The following is an 18,145-nucleotide window of genomic DNA, read 5'->3' on the forward strand; positions in this document are numbered from 1 at the left end:
GGACCGGGAGGCGGGTGCCGGGCGTCGGGAACCGGGACCGGGCCCGGGAGTCGGGACCGGGTGCCGGGCGCCGGGTGTCGGGACCGGGCCCGGGAGTCGGGACCGGGTGCCGGGTCTCGGGACCGGGAGCCGGGTCCGGGCAGCGGGCCCGGGACCGGGTCCGGGACCGGGTCCGGGTCCGGGTCCGGGAGCGGGAGCGGGAGAGGGAGCGGGTCAGGCCCACGCGCCGACAAAGCGGCAGCGGGGCGCGCCCTTCGCGAGGCACTCGGGGTGCTCGAGCCGGACGGCGTTCGCGCCGACGCGCGTGAGGAGGCCGCCGAAGAAGCCCTGGAGGCTCGCGCAGAACGCGGGGGTCGGCGCGAAGCCCGTGAACGCGATCTCGCCCGCGCCGTCGCGGCCTTCCGCGCGCTCGATGCGGCCGAAGTCCGCGTACGTCTTCCAGAGCATCGGCGCCTCCGAGAGGAGACGGCGCGGCTTCACGAACTTGAGGAGGAAACCCACGCCCGGCACGACCCGCTCGACGTGGCGCGCGTTGTAGCGGCCCGCCTCCGCGAGGCGGTCGACGCCGACCTCCGACGCGAGCGCGTCGAGGAGCGCGAGATGGGTCGCGAACGGCGCCCACGCGCCTTCGGCCTCCACACGCACGCCGTGGCGGCGCTCCGCCTCCGCGACGACGCGCGCCGTCGTCGACGAGCCCAGGGTCTCGCGGGACCAGTCGAGGACGAGGCGGTTCGCGGCGGCCGAGACGCGGCCGGGATGACGGGCGAGGACGAGGGCCTGCTCCGCGGGCATAAACTGGCAGAAGCCCGGCGGGTGAGGATACCGGTTGTGGAACGCTCGAGGACCGGCGGGTTTATCAGGCGAGGCCGCCGGCCCCGGGGTCTCAGTCCTGCTTCGCCTTCTTCGCGCGGGGCTTCTTCGCGCCGCCCGCCTTCGCGGCGACGGGCTCGGGCGCGGCCGCGACCGGCGCGCCGGCCGACGGGGTCTCGCCCACGGCCGCGGCCTCCTCGGGCTCCCCGACGGGGCTTGCGCGCCCGAAGATGCGCTCGACCGCGTCGTCGATCTCGCCCTCGAGCTGGACGTAGCGCTGCTCGACCTCGCGCGTCACGTCGTTGAAGCGCGCGTGGACGAAGGTCTCGAGCTCCTTCGCGCGCGCCTTGAACTCCTCGGGCGAGAGCTTGGAGGCGTACGCGCGGACACGGTCCGCGGGGTTGCCGTGGCGGTCCGTGAACTGCCTGACCTGGCCCACCGTGAGGTCCGCGTGCTCGCGGGCGAACCGTCCGAGGTCGGCGAGCATCGCGCGCGGGCGTTCGAGCACCTTCGAGACGCGGCTCCCTTCGAGGTCGGGCCGCGTCACGACGAGGACCTCGCGGCCGGGGGCGAGGCCCGTGATCGTGCCGTCCTCGTTGACCTTGCGGGTCTCGACCTTCACCATGGCGACCCCCTCAGAGGCGGATCTCCTCGGTCTCCTTCGCGGGCTCCGGGGCGTGCCCGTTCGAGCCTTCCATGCCGAGCGCCTTCTCGACGCGCGCCTCGGCCTTGCCGAGGTTCGACTTCACGAACGAGTCGACCTTCTCGTAGAGGCCCTGGAAGGTTTCGGGCGCGTGCTTGGACATGAACTCCTTCGTCGCGCGGTCGGGCGTCTCGAACCGCTTCTTGAGATCCTTGTACTGGATGAACGCGAGCTTCATGTGCTCGTGGGCCGCGGTCTGCAGCTCCTTCGCGTACTCGCGCGCGTCGAGGCGCACCTGCGGCTCGCCGTCCGGGAGGACGACGAGGACCTCGCGGCCCGCGTACTCCGTGAAGCCGCTGATCTGGCCGTTCGCGCTCACCTTCTTCGTGCCGAGGATCTTGCCGTTCCCGATGTCGATCTTCATGGAGCCACCCGTAGTATGCCATAGTGTGGGACACTATGGCCAAAACGCTGAGAGGTCGATCGGCTTTATAACTATGTCGCCAAGGAGCTTTCACACCGTCAACTCCGAGCTTGTTAGGACCGATTAAATAGAGATAGCCATTTACGAAGACTGAGGACCCGTCAATGGCAATCTATGGCGTTGGCTCGTACTACGATCCCGATGATATGACGCAGGCATTCCTCGACCGTTCGGTTGCGGCCGTTGGATACAGCGAGAAGGAAGCCCCGGTCTTCCATGCAATCCTCAATCGACTCCAGACCGGGGACATTGTGTACATGAAATCGTTCCCGCCTAACCAAGGCCTGATTATCAAGGCCGTCGGCATCGTGAATCGGGCCCGCCCCAGACACCCGGATGCGCGTGATGACAAGGTGGGTTCGTTCATTAGTGTAGATTGGGTCTGGCGCGGCAATGAGGTAGTTGGACGTATCGAGGACAAGTACACGGCCCGCTCGCTCTCGTTATATGAGGAGTTGAATCCCGAGGTCCAAGAACTCGTGGTCCGCCTCCTAAAGTCGATGCTAAATCGACGTTAGGGATCAGAGCACGAACTCGAACGCCACGACCGGGTTCGCGAGCCCGAACGCGGTGATGACGGCCGGGGAGAGCTCCCCGAACACCCCGCGCGTCCGCCCGTCCGTGTCCGTCACGGCCGCGACGCGGCCCTCGACGTAGCTCGCGTGGTGGCCGGGACCGATCTCGGCGCTCCAGCCGAGGTCGCGCTCGAGCGCCTGGACGACGGACTTCGCGTCGGAGTAGCCGACCTTGCTCGCGATCCACGCGCCCGCGACGCGCTTCTCGTGCCGCGGCGTCCCGTCCTCGCGCTCGACCGTGACCGTGCCGACCTCGAAGACGCGCTGCGGGAGATCGCGGTGCGCGTTGCGGGCGAGCACGTTGAGGAGGCTCGGGAGGACGTGCACGCGCAGGAGCGTGTGGTCCTCCGAGAGCGGGTTCATCACGTCGACGCTCCAGTCGCGCGCGAGCTGCATGCGCGCGAACTGGTCGCGCGCGTTCGACAGGGAGAGCGACATCACCTCCAGGAAGCCGAGGCCGACGAGGCTCTGCCGGGCGCGCTCCGCGGCGCGGGCGCCGGGAAGCGGCGTGCCGTAGGTCACGGCGTGCGGCCGCTCGTGCGGGAATTCGTTGATGCCGTACCCGATCGCCACGTCTTCGATGAGGTCGACGTCGTGCAGGATGTCCGTGCGCCACGCGGGAACCTCGACCGCGACCTTGCCTTTCGTCGAGGGCTTCGCGCCGTAGCCCATCCGCGCGAGGCACGCCGCGGCCTCCTTCGGCGTGAAGGGGAGGCCGAGGAGCTTCTCGACGTCGGCGACCGCGAGCGTCCGCTTCTCGGGTTCGAGGGCGGGCGCGCGGCGCGTCTTCGCCTTCGCGCCCCTCTTCGCGGGCGGCGTCTCGATCGTGATCGCCTCGATGCGGCCGCCGCTCTCGGCGAGGCTCGTGACGACGAGGTTGAGCGCGCGCTCGACGGCCCACGCGTCCCAGCCGGTGACGTCGACGAGGACGTCCCGCGTCTTCGTCGTGACCGTGGTGAGCGCGCCGTTGATGATCGGCGGAAACGAGAGGAGGTTCCCCGCCGCGTCGAGGATGACGGGGAAGCGTCCGTGGCCCGCAAGGAGATGAGCGTAGTCCTGACCCTTCGGGTGGCGCTTCAGCACCTCGGCGAGGTCCATCTCCTCCTCGGAGGCGAGCGGCACGAAGCGGATGGACTCGGGATCGACGGCCTTGTAGACGAAGGGACCCTTGACGGGCTTGTGGTCGTGGACGCCGATCGCGACCTTCCGGCGACGCGCCCCGAGACCCCAGTGCAGCGCCTCCTGGAGCGCGATGAGGCCCTCGAGCCGGTCCTCCGTCACGTCGACGCCGCGCACGACGGCCGCGGTGATGTGCGGCCGGACCTTCGCGACGCTCGGGTCGACGACGAGCTTCGACTTCGGAGCCGCGACCTTGTACGTCGCGAGGCCGGGCTTCACGTCGAGGAATGCGCGCATCGCGCGCGCGATGCCCTCGACCGTGAAGAGGTCGGGCCGGTCGGGGAAGAACTCGATCGCCCATCGGTCCCCCGACACGTCGTCCACGTCGGCGCCGATCATCGGGATCTTCTCGGCGAGCGTCCCGCGCGGGATTTTCTTCCCGACGAGGCGCGTGAGCTCGCGGGCGTCGAAGCGGATGACCGGCATCTGCGGCGCGCATCCGCTTCCTGCCATATAAGAGGGTTCCGCGACGTTCCGGCTCCCGACGCGCAAGCCTCATGCATACGCCGACGCGCGGACGATCGTGACCGATCTCCTCATCCTCGGGGCGGGCCTCGGGCTCGTCGGTCTCACGCTCCTCGACGCGGGGTGGACCATCTGGTGGGTGGACGGGGACGCCGGGCCCATGACGCGACGCCTCCTGGGCGGCCTGCGCGCCCTCGCGCGGCGTCCTCGAGGCCGCCGTCTCCGCTCGCTCCTCGGTCCCGCGAGCCTCGTTGCGACCCTCATGGCGTGGTTCGTCCTCATCGGCATCGGCTGGACGCTCGTTTTCGCGAGCGACGGGGCAAGCCTCGCGGCGACCGGCTCTTTGCCGCCCCCGGGCCTCGCGGCCAAGGCGTACTATGTCGCCTACACGCTCCTCACGATGGGCAACGGCGATTACGTCCCCAACGGCACGCCGTGGCAGGCCGCGACGTCGGTCGCCGTCCTGAGCGGTCTCGTCCTGCTCACGCTCGCGATCACCTACACGATGTCGGTCCTCGAGGGCGTCGTCAAGAAACGCACCACGGCCATGCGCGTGCACGCGCTCGGCGCGACCCCCGCGGCCATCGTGGCGACGGGGCTCGTGGACGGGCGCCCCCGAGGCTTCGACCGGATGTTGTCCAGCCTCGCGGAGCAGTTGGCCCTCGTGACGGAGCAGCACCTCGCGTATCCCGTGCTCCACTTCTACGACGCTCGCGACCGCCGCGTCTCCCTTTCGCTCGCGGCGGCCCTCCTCGACGACGCCGTGACGCTCCTCGCTTCCGCCCGCGAGGCGGAGGCGCGTCCGCAGCCGCTTGCGCTCGCGGAGGCCCGCGGCGCGATCGACCGTTACGCGGCGGTGCTCGCGCGCACGTTCGTCGAGGCCGAAGCGCCCCCTCCGCCGCCCTCGGCGGACGGCCTCGAGGCGCGCGGATTCGGGATCGACCCCGAGGCCCTCGGACGCGAGACCGCGACCGGCGCGAAGCGACGCGCGCGATTGCGGGGCGCCGTGGAGGCGGAAGGCTGGTCGTGGGACCGCGACGTCAGCGGTCGCGGTGCATGATGTAGTCCGCGACCGTCGCGAGCGCCTCGAGCGCCTCGCCGCCCGGCGTCGCGGGAAGCTTCGCGAGCGCGTTCTTCGATTCCGAGAGGAACCGCTCGGCCGTTTCCTCCGCGAAGCGGATCGACCCGGCGCGCTCGAGGATCCGGATGCCTTCCCGCACCTCGGCGTCGGTCGTCTTCGCGGCGGGCTTCTCCAAAATCTCGGCGAGGCGCCCCGCGTCGGGCGACTCGGCCATCGCGTGGACGACCATGAGCGTGCGCTTGCCGCTCCGGATGTCGGAGCCCACCGGCTTCCCGAGCCGCTTCTCGTCGGCGACGAGGTCGAGGACGTCGTCCTTGATCTGGAACGCCATGCCGAGGGGCGCGCCGAAGCGCGCGATCGCCTCCGCGTCCTCCTTCGTGCCGCCGCCGAGCGTGGCGCCGGCCGCGAGCGAGAACTCGAGGAGGACGCCGGTCTTGAGGCGGATCATCTCCAGATACTCGTCGATGGGCACGTCGGCGCGGTGCGCCATGAGCAGGTCCATCGTCTGGCCCTGCGCGAGGAGAAGCGACGTCTCGGCGGCCCCCTCCATCACGCGGAAGACGCGGCCCGGCGGAACGCCGGGCACGTCCGCGTTCGCGGCGACGGCCTTGAATGCGAGCGCGAAGAGCCCGTCCCCGACCGTGATCGCGACCTCGTCGCCCCACAGCGCGCCGACGGTCTCGCGTCCGCGCCGGACGAGATCCTTGTCCATGATGTCGTCGTGGACGAGCGTGAAGGTGTGGAGGAACTCGATGCCCGCGGCCGTGGGAAGCGCCATCTCGCGCTTGCCGCCGACCGCTTCGCACGCGAGCATGCAGAGCGTGGGCCGGATGCGCTTGCCGCCCGCCTCGACGACGTGGCGCATGGGCTCGTAGACGGCGAGCGACGGCCGCAGCCGCTTCTCGGAGAAGGCGAGGTATTCGGCGAGCGACTTCGCGAACGTCCCGCCCGTGGCGGGAAGGTACGAAGCGAGGGCGCCGTTCACGAGGACCGCGTGCTCGCGGATGGTGGCCTCCAGGCGGGCGATGCGCCCCGGGTCGGCACGCATGGGCGCTCGAAGCTTTGCGGCCGCCTTCAAGCTATTCCCTCGGATCCAGGGCTCCGAAAGCTCATATATGAAAAAGCGAATCACGGCAAGCCCGGCCGGGGTCTTTCTCCGGTCGGTCCGGGCCATTAGCTTAGACTGGCTGGAGCATCCGGCTGATAACCGGAAGGTCCCAGGTTCAAATCCTGGATGGCCCATGCAAGGAAGGGCGAGGACAGGGAGAGGCGCGACCTTTCCCCCTCAACCACCCCCGTTCAGCGTTCGACCTTCTTTTCGTCGCGTCCCTGGGCGGGAGCGGCGCGAACTCGCCCCGACAAACCTTCGCCACCTCCATGACCCCCAAGGGACAGCCGCGCCCATGCGCGTCCTCGCCTGCGTTGTCCTGCTTCTCGCGGCTCCGCTCGCCCTCGCCCAGACCGCGTCGGAGGAGTTCCATCCCGTCGGCTTCGAGCGGCGCGAGGCCCAACGGATCGCGCTCGACGGGGCCGGCCAGATGAACTGCGTCGCGGAGGCGCAGGCGCGCGTCGCCACCCCGTCATGTCCGGAGGAGATCGAGGCCTTCAGGCCCTTTCCCCCGTCCGGAATCCGCATCCTCGATGCGATGCCCATCACGGGCCGGGGGAATCCCCACCACGCGACGAACGGCGAGGCGCCGGACGCGATCCTGCCGGGCTGGACGCAGTTCGTCGCCTGGTACGGGCTGTGGGGCAACATCGACGGTGACGAGCGCGTGCGGGCCCTGCAGGCGAGGACCGCCTCTTCGAACGAATGGATCGCGAAGCACCTCACGCTCCTCGTCGCTTACGTCGAGCCCGGAAGCCACCCCTCCACGCTCACGTTCGACAGGCCCGATGCGTGGTCGCCCGATTTCTTCTACGACGCGGCCGGACGATCCGGATTCTATTACCGGCAGCCCATGACCGTCGGCTACAGCGGCGTGATCTTCCTCGACGGATCGCTCGCCCGCGCCCTGGAGGTCGCGACGGTCGCGGAGCCCGAGTTGCGTCCGAGCGTCGATGCGGCAGGCCACGTGCGGCCCTACACGCCGGTGCCGGGCTCGCGCGTGGACATCGACCGGTACCCCGCCCTCGCGCCTCCGGCGCTCGCGGCCCTGTACGACGCCCTCGCCGGCCCGCTCATGGACGACATCGGGAGCCCGAGCCTCGGCCTCTGCCCGGCGGAGTGCCGACCCTCGCCGTCGCTCTTCTCGGGTCCGGCCGAAACCGTCGTCGGCCCGCTCGTCTCGGCGGCGTTCGCCCGCTACGAGCACGAGGTCGAGCCGGGATCGGGCGCGACCGCGTCGGGACGGCATGCGGAGTATATCGACGCGTACTCGGACTGGATGGACCTCGTGCTTCGCCAAGGATGGGCTTGCCCGACGTGCTCCACGGCGCCCCTGAGCGAGCGGTCCGGCGACGTCGTCGGACGTGGGCCGGACGGCCGGATGGCGCCGATCCCGGGGACCTTCTCCTTCGAGATCTGGATCGGCCTCTGGAAGGACCGCGACGGCGACGGGTTCGTCGGGACAGCCTCGCCGGGCGACGCGTACGAGAGCGGCACGCGGGCCTACCCGGACCGCCCGTACGCATCCGCCGGCGAGTTCGTCGGCGCCGCCATCCCGCAGCAGGCGAGCTGCGTCGGGCGCGGCACGATCTGCCGGTTCCTCGTCACCCTCGTGCCCGACGACGATTGGCGCCCCGGGACCTTCACGTGGGTCGGGGGCGTCGCGCGCGAGCCCGCAGGCCCGCTCTACGGCGAGGAGGCGAGATTCGTCGCCGGTCGAGCGCCGATCGAGCTCGTCGTGATCCACGATCCGACGCTCCCGGGCCGGTACGCGACGGAAAGCGTCACGTTCGCGGCGGGCGCGCCCGCGTTCACGGCCTGCACCGACGCGGGCGTCACGCTCGCGTGGACGGACGAGATCGGGTCGCCGCGCGAGGCCCCGGTGCGCGATTGCGACCGGTTCGAGGCCTGGACGCCTACGACGGCTTGAAAAAAAGGGGGCCGCCCGCGCGGGCGGGCGGCGTCGCGCGTTCAGAGCGCGGGGACGACGAGCGGCGGGTCGACGACTTTGATGTCGCGGACGTCCGAGTGCGTCGCGCCGTCGCAGCCGGTCGCCGTGAGCGTCATGTGGATGTCGACGAGGTCCCAGCCGACGGGGATCGCGTACGTGTCGACGCCCGCGAAGCAGTTCGGGTAGACCGTCGTCGTGAAGGACGTCGGGCCGCCGATCATGCTCGTCTTCGTCCACGAGAACGTGTATTCGCGGACGCACTTGTGAACGACCTCGACGTCGAGCTGGCCCGTCGTGGAGATCGCGATCGCGAGGTCCTTGCGCGGGAGCTCGACGGCGCTGTTCCCGACTTGCGTCTGCAGCGTGACGGTTCCGGCCTGGATGTTGCCGATCGCGGCCGCGGAGTTGCCCTTCTCGAAGCACTCCTTCGGCGGCTCGCACGGCGTCCCGTCGGGGTTGGGGCAGTGGCGGTCCGCGACGGAGGCGGGGAACGCGAAGGCGATCGTCATCAGACCCAGGGCCACGAAGAGGGCCGTGCGGGCGGAGCGGGTGGCGGTCATCGCGGGGCGAGGGCCGGCCCGCTTGATAAGGACGACCTTGAGATCGTATGCCCTGACCCGCGCGGGTCGGATCGGGCCTGCGACCGCGACGCCCGGCCATGGCGGGCGAGATCGCCCCCGGGCCTCGTTCGGGTCGCGGACGCGACCCTGGGGCGGGGAGTCCTGCACAACTCCCGCCGTCGCGGGAGGATCCCCTCAGAGCGTCCGCAGGCGCTCCGTGATCTTGTCGAGCGGCGCGCGCGAGATGACGAGCGGGATCGACTCCGTCTTCGCGAGGCGGAGCGCGAGGTCGTCCACCTTCTCGGGGCGGTGGTAGACGATGCACGCGGGCTTCATCGGGTGCACGCGGATCGCGACCATCGGCGAACGCCCGTACGTGATGCCCGTGAACACGAGCGCGCGCTCGCTCGACCACCCGTAGATCTTCATGTATTCGAAGGCCGTGAGCGACGTGATCGCCTTCACGGAGTCGATGATCGTGTAGCCCTTGAGCTCGCGCTCGACGTTCTCCTCGTTCGCGATGATCTCGCCGTCGATCGCCTCGACGAACTTCGGGATCGTGATCGGCACGAAGAGCTCGCGGATGTCGATGATCGCCTCGTTCGTCTCCATCATCGACTGGTACGTCCGGAGCACGCGGTAGCCGCGCGTCTCGTCGATCTTGATGAGCGCGTGCACGATGCGCTGGACCGTGACCGTGCCCGGGCTCTTGCGGCGGCCCGACTCGTAGTCGCTGATGACCGACGGCGAGACCTCCAGGATCTCCGCGAGCTGCGTCTGCGAGACGCTGAAGATCTCCCGCCACTTGCGGATCGTCTGGCCCGGCTCGCGGGAGAGCGTGATCTCGCCCGCCATCTTCTCGGCCATCCGATCGTTCATCGTCATGCGTCGACATCCGGTCCTCGATCGATAAGGCTGCCGAAGGTGGCGACGGCTCGCGCCGAAAGAATGGCGTGGGGGAGGGTCAGTCCGCCCTCCGGCGTCCGTTCCCCCGCCCGTCTGCGCCTTGTTGACGGGTGGGGTCGGGCGGAATCGCGGCGAGTGGCGGTCGCCTCCCGGGGTATGCACCATCCCGCCGCGGGTGGCCCCCGACAGCCATGCTCGAACGGCGCACCTTGATCCTCGGGGCCCTGTTGTCGACCGCCGCCCTCACCTTCGCGGGGTGCGTCACGCCCTCCGCGATGCCGATCCCGCTCGAGGCGACGGGCGACGAAGGGGCCTCCGCCGACGGCCTCGCGCCCGATGCGGGGGACCTCGCGAACCTCACCCCCCCGACCGAGGCGACGATGCCCACATCGGGCGTCGGATCGATCGGATTCCCGCAGGGCCTCGACGCGCTCCCGCCCGCGCCCCCCGCGGGCGCAACCGAAGCGGTCGCGCCCGACACCCTGGGCGACGCCCCTCTCGCCGACGCCGGCGTCGTGCCCCCGGACGGCGTCGCTGAAGACGCGCTCGCGGAGATCCCCGCAACGGACGCAGCCGCTTCGGGCGCGTCGCCCGCGGAGGCGAAGGACGCGGAGAAGGCCGAGCGCGAGGCCGAGCGGAAGGAGCGCAAGGAGAAGCGCGAAGCCGAGCGCGAGGAGCGGAAGGCCAAGCGCGAGGCCGAGCGCGAAGCGCGCAACGCCGAGAAGAAGGGCGAGGACGCGAAGAAGGACAAGGGCAAGGGGAAGGACGCCAAGCCCAAGGAGGGGAAGGCGAAGGACAAGAAGAAGGACAAGGCCGGGAAGGACGGGAAGGCGGCCGACAAGAAGCCGAAGCCGAAGGGCAAGGACAAGAAGGACGGAAAGGCCGACGGCCAGTCCAAGAACAAAGGCAAGAAGGAAGGCAAGGACACGGCCGATTCGAAGGCCAAGCCGAAGGGGAAGGATTCGAAGAAGGGGTCCAACGACGGGACGTCCAAGAAGGACGGCGAGGGGATGGAGAAGGCCTCGAGGTCGAAGGACAAGGGCGGGAAGAAGGACGCGAAGCCGAAGCAGGCGAAGCCGGACGGCCAGAAGTCCGCGTCCAAGTCGAAGGATAGGAAGAGCGGCTGATCGCGCGTCGCGAGGAGGCATCGGATCCGGACCCGGACCCGGACCCGGACCCGGACCCGACGCCCGGCTCCCGGCGCCCGGTCCCGGCACCCGCGCCCGGTCCCGACGCCCGGACCCGGCCCCGAATCCCGGCACCCGGTCCCGGTCCCGGGTCCGACGCCCGGACCCCGGTCCCCGCGCCCGAAGGCCCCCGCTCCAGGGGTGGGTGTGCCTCCCACAATGATCCGGCCCGCTGCCCCCGCCTCGGTTGTGCCTCGCACTTTCCCCCCAGGAAGCCGGGGTCCGGAACCCAGTAGATATAAAGAAGGGCGTGGCCTTACCGCGCGTCAGGAACTCCTTCCATGGCGCGCGCACGCGCGGTGAGCAAGCTCCAGCGGACGGTGGAGATCTCCCGCATCCTCTACAAGAACGACGTCTTCGGCATGATGCGGGAGATGGCCGTCGCGGAGAGGACCCCCGGTCCGCGGGGCGGCCAGGTCGTGATCCCGCCCGAGGTGCCCCGGAAGACGCGGCGCGCCCTCGAGGAGCTGGGCCCGACGTTCGTGAAGATCGGGCAGCTGCTCGGCACGCGCCCGGACCTCGTGCCGAAGGCGTTCGTGGACGAGTTCAAGAGCCTCTACGACCGCACGACGCCCTCGCCGTTCCCGCTCATCAAGCAGCTCATCGAGCGGGAGCTGGGCCGCCCGATGGAGGAGCTGTTCGACCACTTCGAGGAGGTCCCGGTCGCGTCGGCCTCGATCGGGCAGGTCCATTTCGCGGTGCTGAAGAACGGCGAGAAGGTCGCCGTGAAGTGCCAGCACCCGGATATCGAGGAGCGCGTCTTCGTCGACTTCGAGATCATGGAGCCCATGGTCCGGTTCGTGGAGAACCTCTTCGCGGCGAGCCGGGTGTGGCAGCCCCGCGAGCACCTGAACGAGGTGTTCGACATGCTCGTGAAGGAGCTGGACTACCGCTACGAGGCGCGCAACCATCAGCGCGTGTACGAGTCCTTCCAGGGTTTCGAGGGGGTGAAGATCCCGAAGATCCACTGGGAGTTCACCGCGAAGCGCGTCCTCGTCCTCGAGCGCATCGAGGGCTACAAGCTCTCGGACTTCGACAACCCGGACCTCAAGGCCCTCGACGGCAAGCGCCTCGCCCGCGTGATCACGCACGCGATGGCGAAGCAGATGTTCGAGGACCGCCTCTTCCACGCCGACCCGTCGCCGGGCAACCTGATGGCCGTGGACGCGACGACGGTCGCGTTCCTCGACTTCGGCGCCGTCGGCAAGGTCACGAAGCGCCGCGCCGAGCGCATCCTGCATCTCATCATGGGCTTCGTGCGCAACGACGTCGAAGCCGTCGCGCAGAGCCTCTACGACATCTGCAACGTGTACGGGGAGGTCGACCTGCGGGCGCTATCGCGCGACGCGGAGCGCATCATGGACTACCACGAGCGCGAGCGGGCGAGCGTCGGCGACCCGGTCGTTCTCGACATGATCATCCAGGTCGCGCAGCGGCACAACATGCTGCTCCCGCCGGATTTCATGCTCATCACGCGCGCGCTTTTCCAGTTCGAGGGCCTCTGCAAGAAGCTCGACCCCGAATTCGAGCTCGTCGAAGTGCTGCAACCCTACATCCTCGGCGTCATCCGCCGTCGCGTCGTGAGCGCGGAAGGCGGCGCGGAGATGCTCCTCGACGCCGCGCTCCAGACGACCGAGTTCGTGAAGGCGCTCCCGACGCGCCTCGCGGCGCTCTCGCGCAAGATCGAGGGCAACGACCTGCGCATCAAGGTGGACCTCGCGTCGATGACCGAGTACCATGCGCAGGAGGAGCGCAGGAGCTTCCGGACCTCGTTCACGGCGCTCATCGCGGCGCTCGTCCTCGGCTCCGGCCTCGTGCTCGCCTTCGGAAGCCCGACCTTCCTGCTCCCGTTCCTCTTCGTCGCGTCGCTCTTCGTCCTGCTCTGGGCGTTCGTGATGCTCTATCTCGCCGATTGACGGAGCGCCGCGGGCCGCCCGCGGCTCAGCGGCGGACGCGCGTCGCGGCGAGTAGCCTTGCCGCGTCCTTGCGGTCGAACGTGACGGTCACGCCGCAAACGCGCGCGTGCGGCCGCACGAGGCGCACCTCGATCGCGCGGCGATCGCTCTCGATCGACGCGAGCCGGAACCCGTGTCGCAGATACGCCCTCAGCCTCTCCATCTTCGGGTGCACGATCACACCAGGCAGGCTGGCGACCGCGGACGGCTTCTTCCCTCTAGTTGTGTCGCCCCGCCAATGTTTATACGCCCCCGGCGGGCCCGGCGAGCGACCGCAGCGGGCCCACGGCGCGCGACGACGCGCGAAGGGCGGCGGCGACGGCGCGCGCCGCGCGCACACCGGCAGCGCGCGGGTGAGACGATGCGCGCGGGGCGCGCTCGCGTCGCTGTGGCGGCCCAACGCGACGGGGTCATTTTGCGCGACGACCCAGGGACCCTGACGCGGCGGTCCCCTTGACAGGAAAGATAAAGCTGGGCCCGTCCCATGACCCCGTCATGTCGGCCCCGAGCGTCATCCTCGTCGCCCTTGCGGTCGCGTTCGCCGGCTGCCTCGGCTCCACCGTCGAGCCCGCGCCCGTCGCGCCGGCCTCGAAACCCGCCGTCCCCGACCCCGAGACCACGAAGAAGGCGTTCACCATCGACGCCTCGCTCGCGGCGCCGCCCGTCTTCGTCTCCGTCGGCTTCAGCGGCCCGGCGTCGGCCCCGGCGGGCCCGGCGCCCCGCGCGCTCGTCGTGGAAGGAACGTGGACGTGCACCGCGCCGCCTTCGTGCAATGGCTTCCTCTATGCGTTCGGTCCCGCGGAGGAACTTCGCGATCAGGTGAGCGGCCGCGGTGGCGCGCGCATGGTCCTCGACCTCACGGACGACGACCGCGGAACGTGGCGCATCGTCCCGCAGGCTGGAGAGCCCGTCGTGAACCTGCGCGGCACGATCGCGGTCACCGTGTTCTACGAGACGCCGCCCGCGGACTTCACGGCCCTTTGATCGAGGCAAGGCCGCCGCGAAAGGCAGCCCGCCTCGCGCGGAGAAAGACGCCGCCTGCACACGCCGCGGCACGCCTGCGGCGCGTCGCGTCGCATGCGGTCCGACCGAGCGCATCGAGCGCGACGTTGCGCGGATGATCGGCGCCGCCGGGGACCTCGCGCGTCATCGGCGGCGAAAAAACGTGGATCATCGAAGATCGCCCCGGAGCGCTGGGCGCTCCGGGGATGGGGCGACGTCAAACCCTCTTCAGGGAAGGTGGACGCGCGCGCGGCACGTCGAACAACCCGGGTCCAGGATGTTCGTGCAGAACCCGTCGACCCAGAGCTCGCAGGGGTCGCGGCAGTCCTCGATGGACCCCGTGTCCTCGCAGTACGCGAAGCAGTGCTCATCCACGAGACCCTCGCACTTGTGCGTCCCGTGGGCGAGCGCGACGGACGGCGCGAGGGCGGTCACGAGGCCTGCGATGACGATCCAGCGAAGGATTTCCATCGGGGTCGAACGAACCGCGCAGGGAATGATGCTGTCGACCGCCTGTCGCTCGCTCGACCCGGGAGGCGTCCTGATGGGTCAACGGCGCGGCGAAGCGCGAGCCGCTCGATAGGGCGGCTCGCCCCCGGGGAGCGCCGCCGCGAGGGTCCTCTCACGGCTTCGCGACCGCGCCGCCTTCGAGCCGACCCCCGACGTAGCGCGTCTTCGCGGGCACCCGCGATTGCGCGCCGAGGACCGCGTCCTCGACGACGGCGCCCTCTTCGACGATCGCGCCGTCGCAGAGGATGCTCCGCGCGACGCGCGCGCCCGGGCCCACCGAGGCGCCGTCGTAGAGGATCGAGCCCTCGACCTGCGCGTCGCGCGCGACCTTCGCGCCTGCGTAGAGGTCCGTCGCGACGACCTTCGCCGTGCGGTCGACCTCGGCCTTGTCCTTGAACGGTCCGCCGTGGTGGCGCTTGCCGAGCTCCGCGCTCGCGGCGATGAGGTCCGCGGGGCGGCCGACGTCCATCCAGAAGCCCTTGATCTCGCGCCCGTAGAGCGGCTTGCCCTCGGCGAGCATCCTGGGAAAGAGCTGCTTCGAGAAGTCGAAGGCCCCCTCCGCGGGGATCATCGAGAGGACCTCGGGCTCGAGGACGTAGATGCCCGCGTTGATGAGGTTCGAGAACACGTCCTCGCGCTTCGGCTTCTCCGCGAAGCGCACGATGCGGTCGTTGCCGTCGAGGCCCACAATGCCGAACTGAGTCGGGTCCTCGACGCGCGTGAGCGCCATCGTCGCCATCGCGCCCTTCGCCTTGTGGGCCTTCACGAGGTCGCCGATGTCGACGTCGGCGAGCACGTCGCCCGAGGTGACGACGAAGGTGGAGTCGAGGAGCGCGCCGACCTTCTTGACGCCGCCCGCGGTGCCGGCGGGCGTGTCCTCCACGCTGTAGAAGACGCGCGCGCCGACCTTCGTACCGCCCGCGAGGCGTTCGATGAGGAGGTGGGGCTTGTAGTAGGTGGTGACGATGACGTCGCGGAAGCCGGCCTCGACGAGGCGGTCGAGGACATACTCGATGGTGGGCTTTCCGGCGACGCGGACGAAGGGCTTCGGGAGCCGCTCGGTGATGGGGCGGAGCCGCGTGCCCTCGCCCCCGGCCATCACGATCGCTTTCATGGGACGGGTGCCCAAAGGACCGCTAGTCCTTGAGCGTTCCTCCTACGATCTCGCGAGGCGTGACGCATCCTGGCCGGGTCATTCCCGCCAGGCCGCGTACGGAAAGCCGCTTCCGGTGTTGAAGAGGACCACCCGCTCGGACGGCCGGATCCACCCGCGATCGGCGAGCAGGCGCGCGGCCGCGACCGTCGCGCCGCCTTCCGGCGCCGCGTAGATGCCCGCGCGCGCGAGGTCGCGCGTCCCCTCCGCGATCGCCTTCTCGGAGACCGCAACGGCCGTCCCGCCGCTTGCGCGAAGCGCCCGGAGCACGAGGAAGTCGCCGATCGCGCGCGGCACGCGGAGGCCCGCGGCGCGCGTCGCCGCGTTTTCCCACGGCGTCGCGTCCTCGCGCCCCGCCTCGAACGCGGCGACGAGGGGCGCGCACCCCTCGCTCTGCACGGTGACGAGGCGCGGCCGCTCGGGGCCGACGAGGCCGAGCGCCTCCATCTCGGCGAACGCCTTCCACATCCCGACGATGCCGGTGCCGCCGCCCGTCGGGTAGACCACGACGTCGGGCATCGTCCAACCGAGGTCCTGGACGACCTCGTAGCCCATCGTCTTCTTGCCCTCCGCGCGGTAGGGCTCCTTGAGCGTGCTCACGTCGAAGATCGACGGATCCTTCGCGACGAGCGCCTGGGCCTCCTTCGCGGCGTCGGTGATGAGGCCGCTCACGAGCGTCACGCGCGCCCCGAAGGCCTCGCATTCCTCGCGGATGACGGGCGGCACGTCGCGCGGCATGAACACGTGCGCGGGCAGGCCCGCGGCCGCAGCGTACGCGGCGAGGGCGGCGGCCGCGTTGCCCGCGCTCGGGACGGCGAAGCCGCGCGCGCCGCGCTCCGCGTTCGCGGAGACGGCCATCGCGAGGCCGCGCGCCTTGAAGGACCCGGTCGGGTTGAGGCCCTCCTCCTTCACCGCCAGGTTCGGGATTCCGAGCGCCTCGCGAAGCCGCGCGGGCGCAAGAAGCGGCGTGCCCCCTTCGCCGAGCGTGAAGCGGAATCGCGCGTCCTCCACGGGGAGGACCTCGGCATAGCGCCAGAGGCCGGGGCGCCTCGCTTCGAGCGCCGAGCGCGTGACGCGACCGCGGAGGGCCGCGAGATCGTAGCGCGCGAGAAGCGGCTTTCCGCAGCAGCGCGACACGGTCGCGAGCGCGCGCGGGCCGTCCTCGTGGACGCGGCCGCAGCGGCCGCATTCGAGCCGCGCGATCAAGGCGCCCGGATCTCCGGCGCGGGCTTCCCGGCCTCGGGACGCGTCGCGCGCACGATGCGGTGCACGAGGATCGCGAGCGCGCCGTTCGAGATGACGTTCGCGGCCGAGCGCAGCTGGTCGTTCGGGCCCGCGGCCATCGAGACGAAGAACGCCGTGTAGGTCGCGGCGGCCTCGGGCGGGATGCCGAGGCCGGCGATCGCGATCGGGGGGACGACCGCGACGAAGCCGCCCGGGACGCCCGGGATGCCGTGGAGGACGATGCCGAGCGGGATCGCGAGAAGGGCGATCTCCGCGAAGGTGGGCACGTGCCCGGTCGCGACGGCGGCGGTGACGACGAGCGCGAAGGCGCCGATCATGCTGCCGTCGAGGTTCACGACGGCGCCGATGCCGAGCACCGCGTCGCCGACGTCCTCCGGGACCTCGAGATCGTCGCGCGCGGACTCGAGCGCGAGCGGGAGCGCGGCCATGCTCGAGGAGGCGGCCCAAGCGGGCGTTCCGGACTTGAGCGTGAAGCGACCGAAGCGGCGCACGCCGTCCTTGCCCGCGGCGAAGTAGACGAGCGCCGTGTAGAGGCCGAGGAATGATCCGAGGAGGACGACCGTGAGCGCGAAGCTCACGCCGTACCAGTAGGCCGCGTCGCCCGCGGCCCCGACCGCGCCGATGAGCGCGAGGCCCGCGGCGAAGAGGAGGAGCGGAAGGCCGACCTTGAGGACGGAGGCCAGGATGCGCAGCATGAACGCGCCCCAGCGCGCGAAGGTAAGCCGCGTCTGGGTCGCGACGTATCCGACGACGCCCGTGCGGGCTCCGAGGATCGCGAGCGTGAAACCGACGAAGAGGCCGTACACGACCGCGATCACGGTCTGGGCGCGCAGGCCCTCCGCGAGGTGCTCCATGATCGAAGGTCCCTCCGCCGCGGCCGCGTCGGTCGACGCCGCGCCGAGGATCGGAAGACCGAAGAATCCCGCGATGAGGACGACCGCGTAGACCGCCGCGAGCACGGTCGAGATGACGAACGAGACGAAGACGAGAGGCAGCACGCGGCGACGGGACTTGTCGCCGAAATGGTCCGCGACGGTGGCCGCGAGAAGGAAGAGGATGAGGTAAGGGGCGATCACGTTGAAGGCCGCGACGAAGAGCTTGATGCCCTCCTTGCCCCAGGCCGTGGTGTCCGGGACGGCGACGGCGAGCAGGACGCCCGCGACGAGCGCGGCGAGCGGGATGATCGGGCCGAGGAGCTTCCGGACCATGGCACCCCCCGAACACCACCCCCGCATTTAACGTGCGCCCCACCGTCGGAGGGCGACGGCGAGGGTCTCAGCGGGGGAAGGCGCCGGAGGCGCCGGAGGAGGGGGAAGGACTGGGTCGGGAAC

General features: G+C 70.5%; 19 protein-coding genes and 1 tRNA gene. 7 read left to right on the top strand and 13 right to left on the bottom strand.

The genetic code is table 11. The features are described 5' to 3' along the window. Positions 1–213: 213 nt before the first annotated feature. From VM889_01780 to VM889_01790, 3 genes are all read right to left on the bottom strand, one after another. Positions 214–792, bottom strand: a complete 579-nt coding sequence (locus VM889_01780) for a hypothetical protein (GenBank protein HVL47267.1) — start codon at positions 790–792, stop codon at positions 214–216. Between the two features lie 91 nt (positions 793–883). Continuing rightward, positions 884–1,435, bottom strand: coding sequence for a hypothetical protein (locus tag VM889_01785; protein ID HVL47268.1), 552 nt, complete (start codon positions 1,433–1,435; stop codon positions 884–886). 10 nt (positions 1,436–1,445) lie between these two features. Next, on the bottom strand, positions 1,446–1,877 hold the full coding sequence (locus VM889_01790; protein HVL47269.1) for a hypothetical protein: 432 nt from the start codon (positions 1,875–1,877) through the stop codon (positions 1,446–1,448). A gap of 164 nt (positions 1,878–2,041) precedes the next feature. Between VM889_01790 and VM889_01795 the strand changes: the two genes are divergently transcribed. Then, positions 2,042–2,455, top strand: coding sequence for a hypothetical protein (locus tag VM889_01795; GenBank protein ID HVL47270.1), 414 nt, complete (start codon positions 2,042–2,044; stop codon positions 2,453–2,455). Between the two features lie 3 nt (positions 2,456–2,458). On the opposite strand, the gene pheT is transcribed toward VM889_01795, so the two are convergent. After that, the gene (gene pheT / locus VM889_01800; GenBank protein HVL47271.1) at positions 2,459–4,117 is read right to left on the bottom strand and encodes a phenylalanine--tRNA ligase subunit beta; all 1,659 of its coding nucleotides are present in this window, start codon (positions 4,115–4,117) and stop codon (positions 2,459–2,461) included. 97 nt (positions 4,118–4,214) lie between these two features. On the opposite strand from pheT, the gene VM889_01805 reads away from it, so the two are divergent. Then, complete coding sequence (locus tag VM889_01805) at positions 4,215–5,216, top strand: potassium channel family protein (protein ID HVL47272.1); 1,002 nt, start codon at positions 4,215–4,217, stop codon at positions 5,214–5,216. On the opposite strand, the gene VM889_01810 is transcribed toward VM889_01805, so the two are convergent. Next, positions 5,197–6,285: a polyprenyl synthetase family protein gene (locus tag VM889_01810; protein ID HVL47273.1), complete on the bottom strand. Its 1,089-nt coding sequence runs from the start codon at positions 6,283–6,285 to the stop codon at positions 5,197–5,199. The two genes, VM889_01805 and VM889_01810, sit on opposite strands and share 20 nt — an antisense overlap. A gap of 119 nt (positions 6,286–6,404) precedes the next feature. On the opposite strand from VM889_01810, the gene VM889_01815 reads away from it, so the two are divergent. Beyond that, positions 6,405–6,479 (top strand) — tRNA-Ile (locus VM889_01815). Positions 6,480–6,640: 161 nt separating this feature from the next. Then, a complete protein-coding gene (locus VM889_01820; GenBank protein HVL47274.1) occupies positions 6,641–8,275 on the top strand; it encodes a hypothetical protein in 1,635 nt (544 codons plus the stop codon). Between the two features lie 41 nt (positions 8,276–8,316). Here the strand turns inward: VM889_01820 and VM889_01825 are convergent, their stop codons facing one another. Further along, positions 8,317–8,856 (bottom strand): hypothetical protein, encoded by a 540-nt coding sequence (locus tag VM889_01825; GenBank protein ID HVL47275.1) that lies wholly within the window; start codon positions 8,854–8,856, stop codon positions 8,317–8,319. Between the two features lie 195 nt (positions 8,857–9,051). Continuing rightward, entirely contained in the window at positions 9,052–9,741 is a 690-nt protein-coding gene (locus tag VM889_01830) for a helix-turn-helix domain-containing protein (GenBank protein ID HVL47276.1), read from the bottom strand. 212 nt (positions 9,742–9,953) lie between these two features. Between VM889_01830 and VM889_01835 the strand changes: the two genes are divergently transcribed. Next, entirely contained in the window at positions 9,954–10,889 is a 936-nt protein-coding gene (locus VM889_01835) for a hypothetical protein (protein HVL47277.1), read from the top strand. Between the two features lie 341 nt (positions 10,890–11,230). Further along, positions 11,231–12,865, top strand: a complete 1,635-nt coding sequence (locus VM889_01840; protein ID HVL47278.1) for an AarF/UbiB family protein — start codon at positions 11,231–11,233, stop codon at positions 12,863–12,865. Positions 12,866–12,890: 25 nt separating this feature from the next. Here VM889_01840 and VM889_01845 read toward each other — a convergent pair whose 3' ends face one another. Continuing rightward, positions 12,891–13,079 (bottom strand): hypothetical protein, encoded by a 189-nt coding sequence (locus tag VM889_01845; protein HVL47279.1) that lies wholly within the window; start codon positions 13,077–13,079, stop codon positions 12,891–12,893. 320 nt (positions 13,080–13,399) lie between these two features. Between VM889_01845 and VM889_01850 the strand changes: the two genes are divergently transcribed. Further along, positions 13,400–13,888, top strand: coding sequence for a hypothetical protein (locus tag VM889_01850; GenBank protein HVL47280.1), 489 nt, complete (start codon positions 13,400–13,402; stop codon positions 13,886–13,888). On the opposite strand, the gene VM889_01855 is transcribed toward VM889_01850, so the two are convergent. The 5 genes from VM889_01855 to VM889_01875 all read right to left on the bottom strand — a co-directional run bounded on the left by VM889_01855 (position 13,875) and on the right by VM889_01875 (position 18,022). Beyond that, positions 13,875–14,078, bottom strand: coding sequence for a hypothetical protein (locus VM889_01855; GenBank protein ID HVL47281.1), 204 nt, complete (start codon positions 14,076–14,078; stop codon positions 13,875–13,877). The two genes, VM889_01850 and VM889_01855, sit on opposite strands and share 14 nt — an antisense overlap. A gap of 56 nt (positions 14,079–14,134) precedes the next feature. Then, on the bottom strand, positions 14,135–14,377 hold the full coding sequence (locus VM889_01860) for a hypothetical protein (protein HVL47282.1): 243 nt from the start codon (positions 14,375–14,377) through the stop codon (positions 14,135–14,137). Between the two features lie 151 nt (positions 14,378–14,528). Then, the gene (locus VM889_01865; GenBank protein HVL47283.1) at positions 14,529–15,530 is read right to left on the bottom strand and encodes an NDP-sugar synthase; all 1,002 of its coding nucleotides are present in this window, start codon (positions 15,528–15,530) and stop codon (positions 14,529–14,531) included. A gap of 78 nt (positions 15,531–15,608) precedes the next feature. Next, positions 15,609–16,775, bottom strand: coding sequence for a threonine synthase (locus tag VM889_01870; protein ID HVL47284.1), 1,167 nt, complete (start codon positions 16,773–16,775; stop codon positions 15,609–15,611). Next, complete coding sequence (locus tag VM889_01875) at positions 16,772–18,022, bottom strand: cation:dicarboxylase symporter family transporter (GenBank protein HVL47285.1); 1,251 nt, start codon at positions 18,020–18,022, stop codon at positions 16,772–16,774. The genes VM889_01870 and VM889_01875 overlap by 4 nt, the downstream gene beginning before the upstream one ends. Positions 18,023–18,145 lie beyond the last annotated feature (123 nt).

It is taken from the genome of Candidatus Thermoplasmatota archaeon (assembly GCA_035540375.1).
Lineage (GTDB): Archaea > Thermoplasmatota > SW-10-69-26 > JACQPN01 > JAJPHT01 > DATLGO01.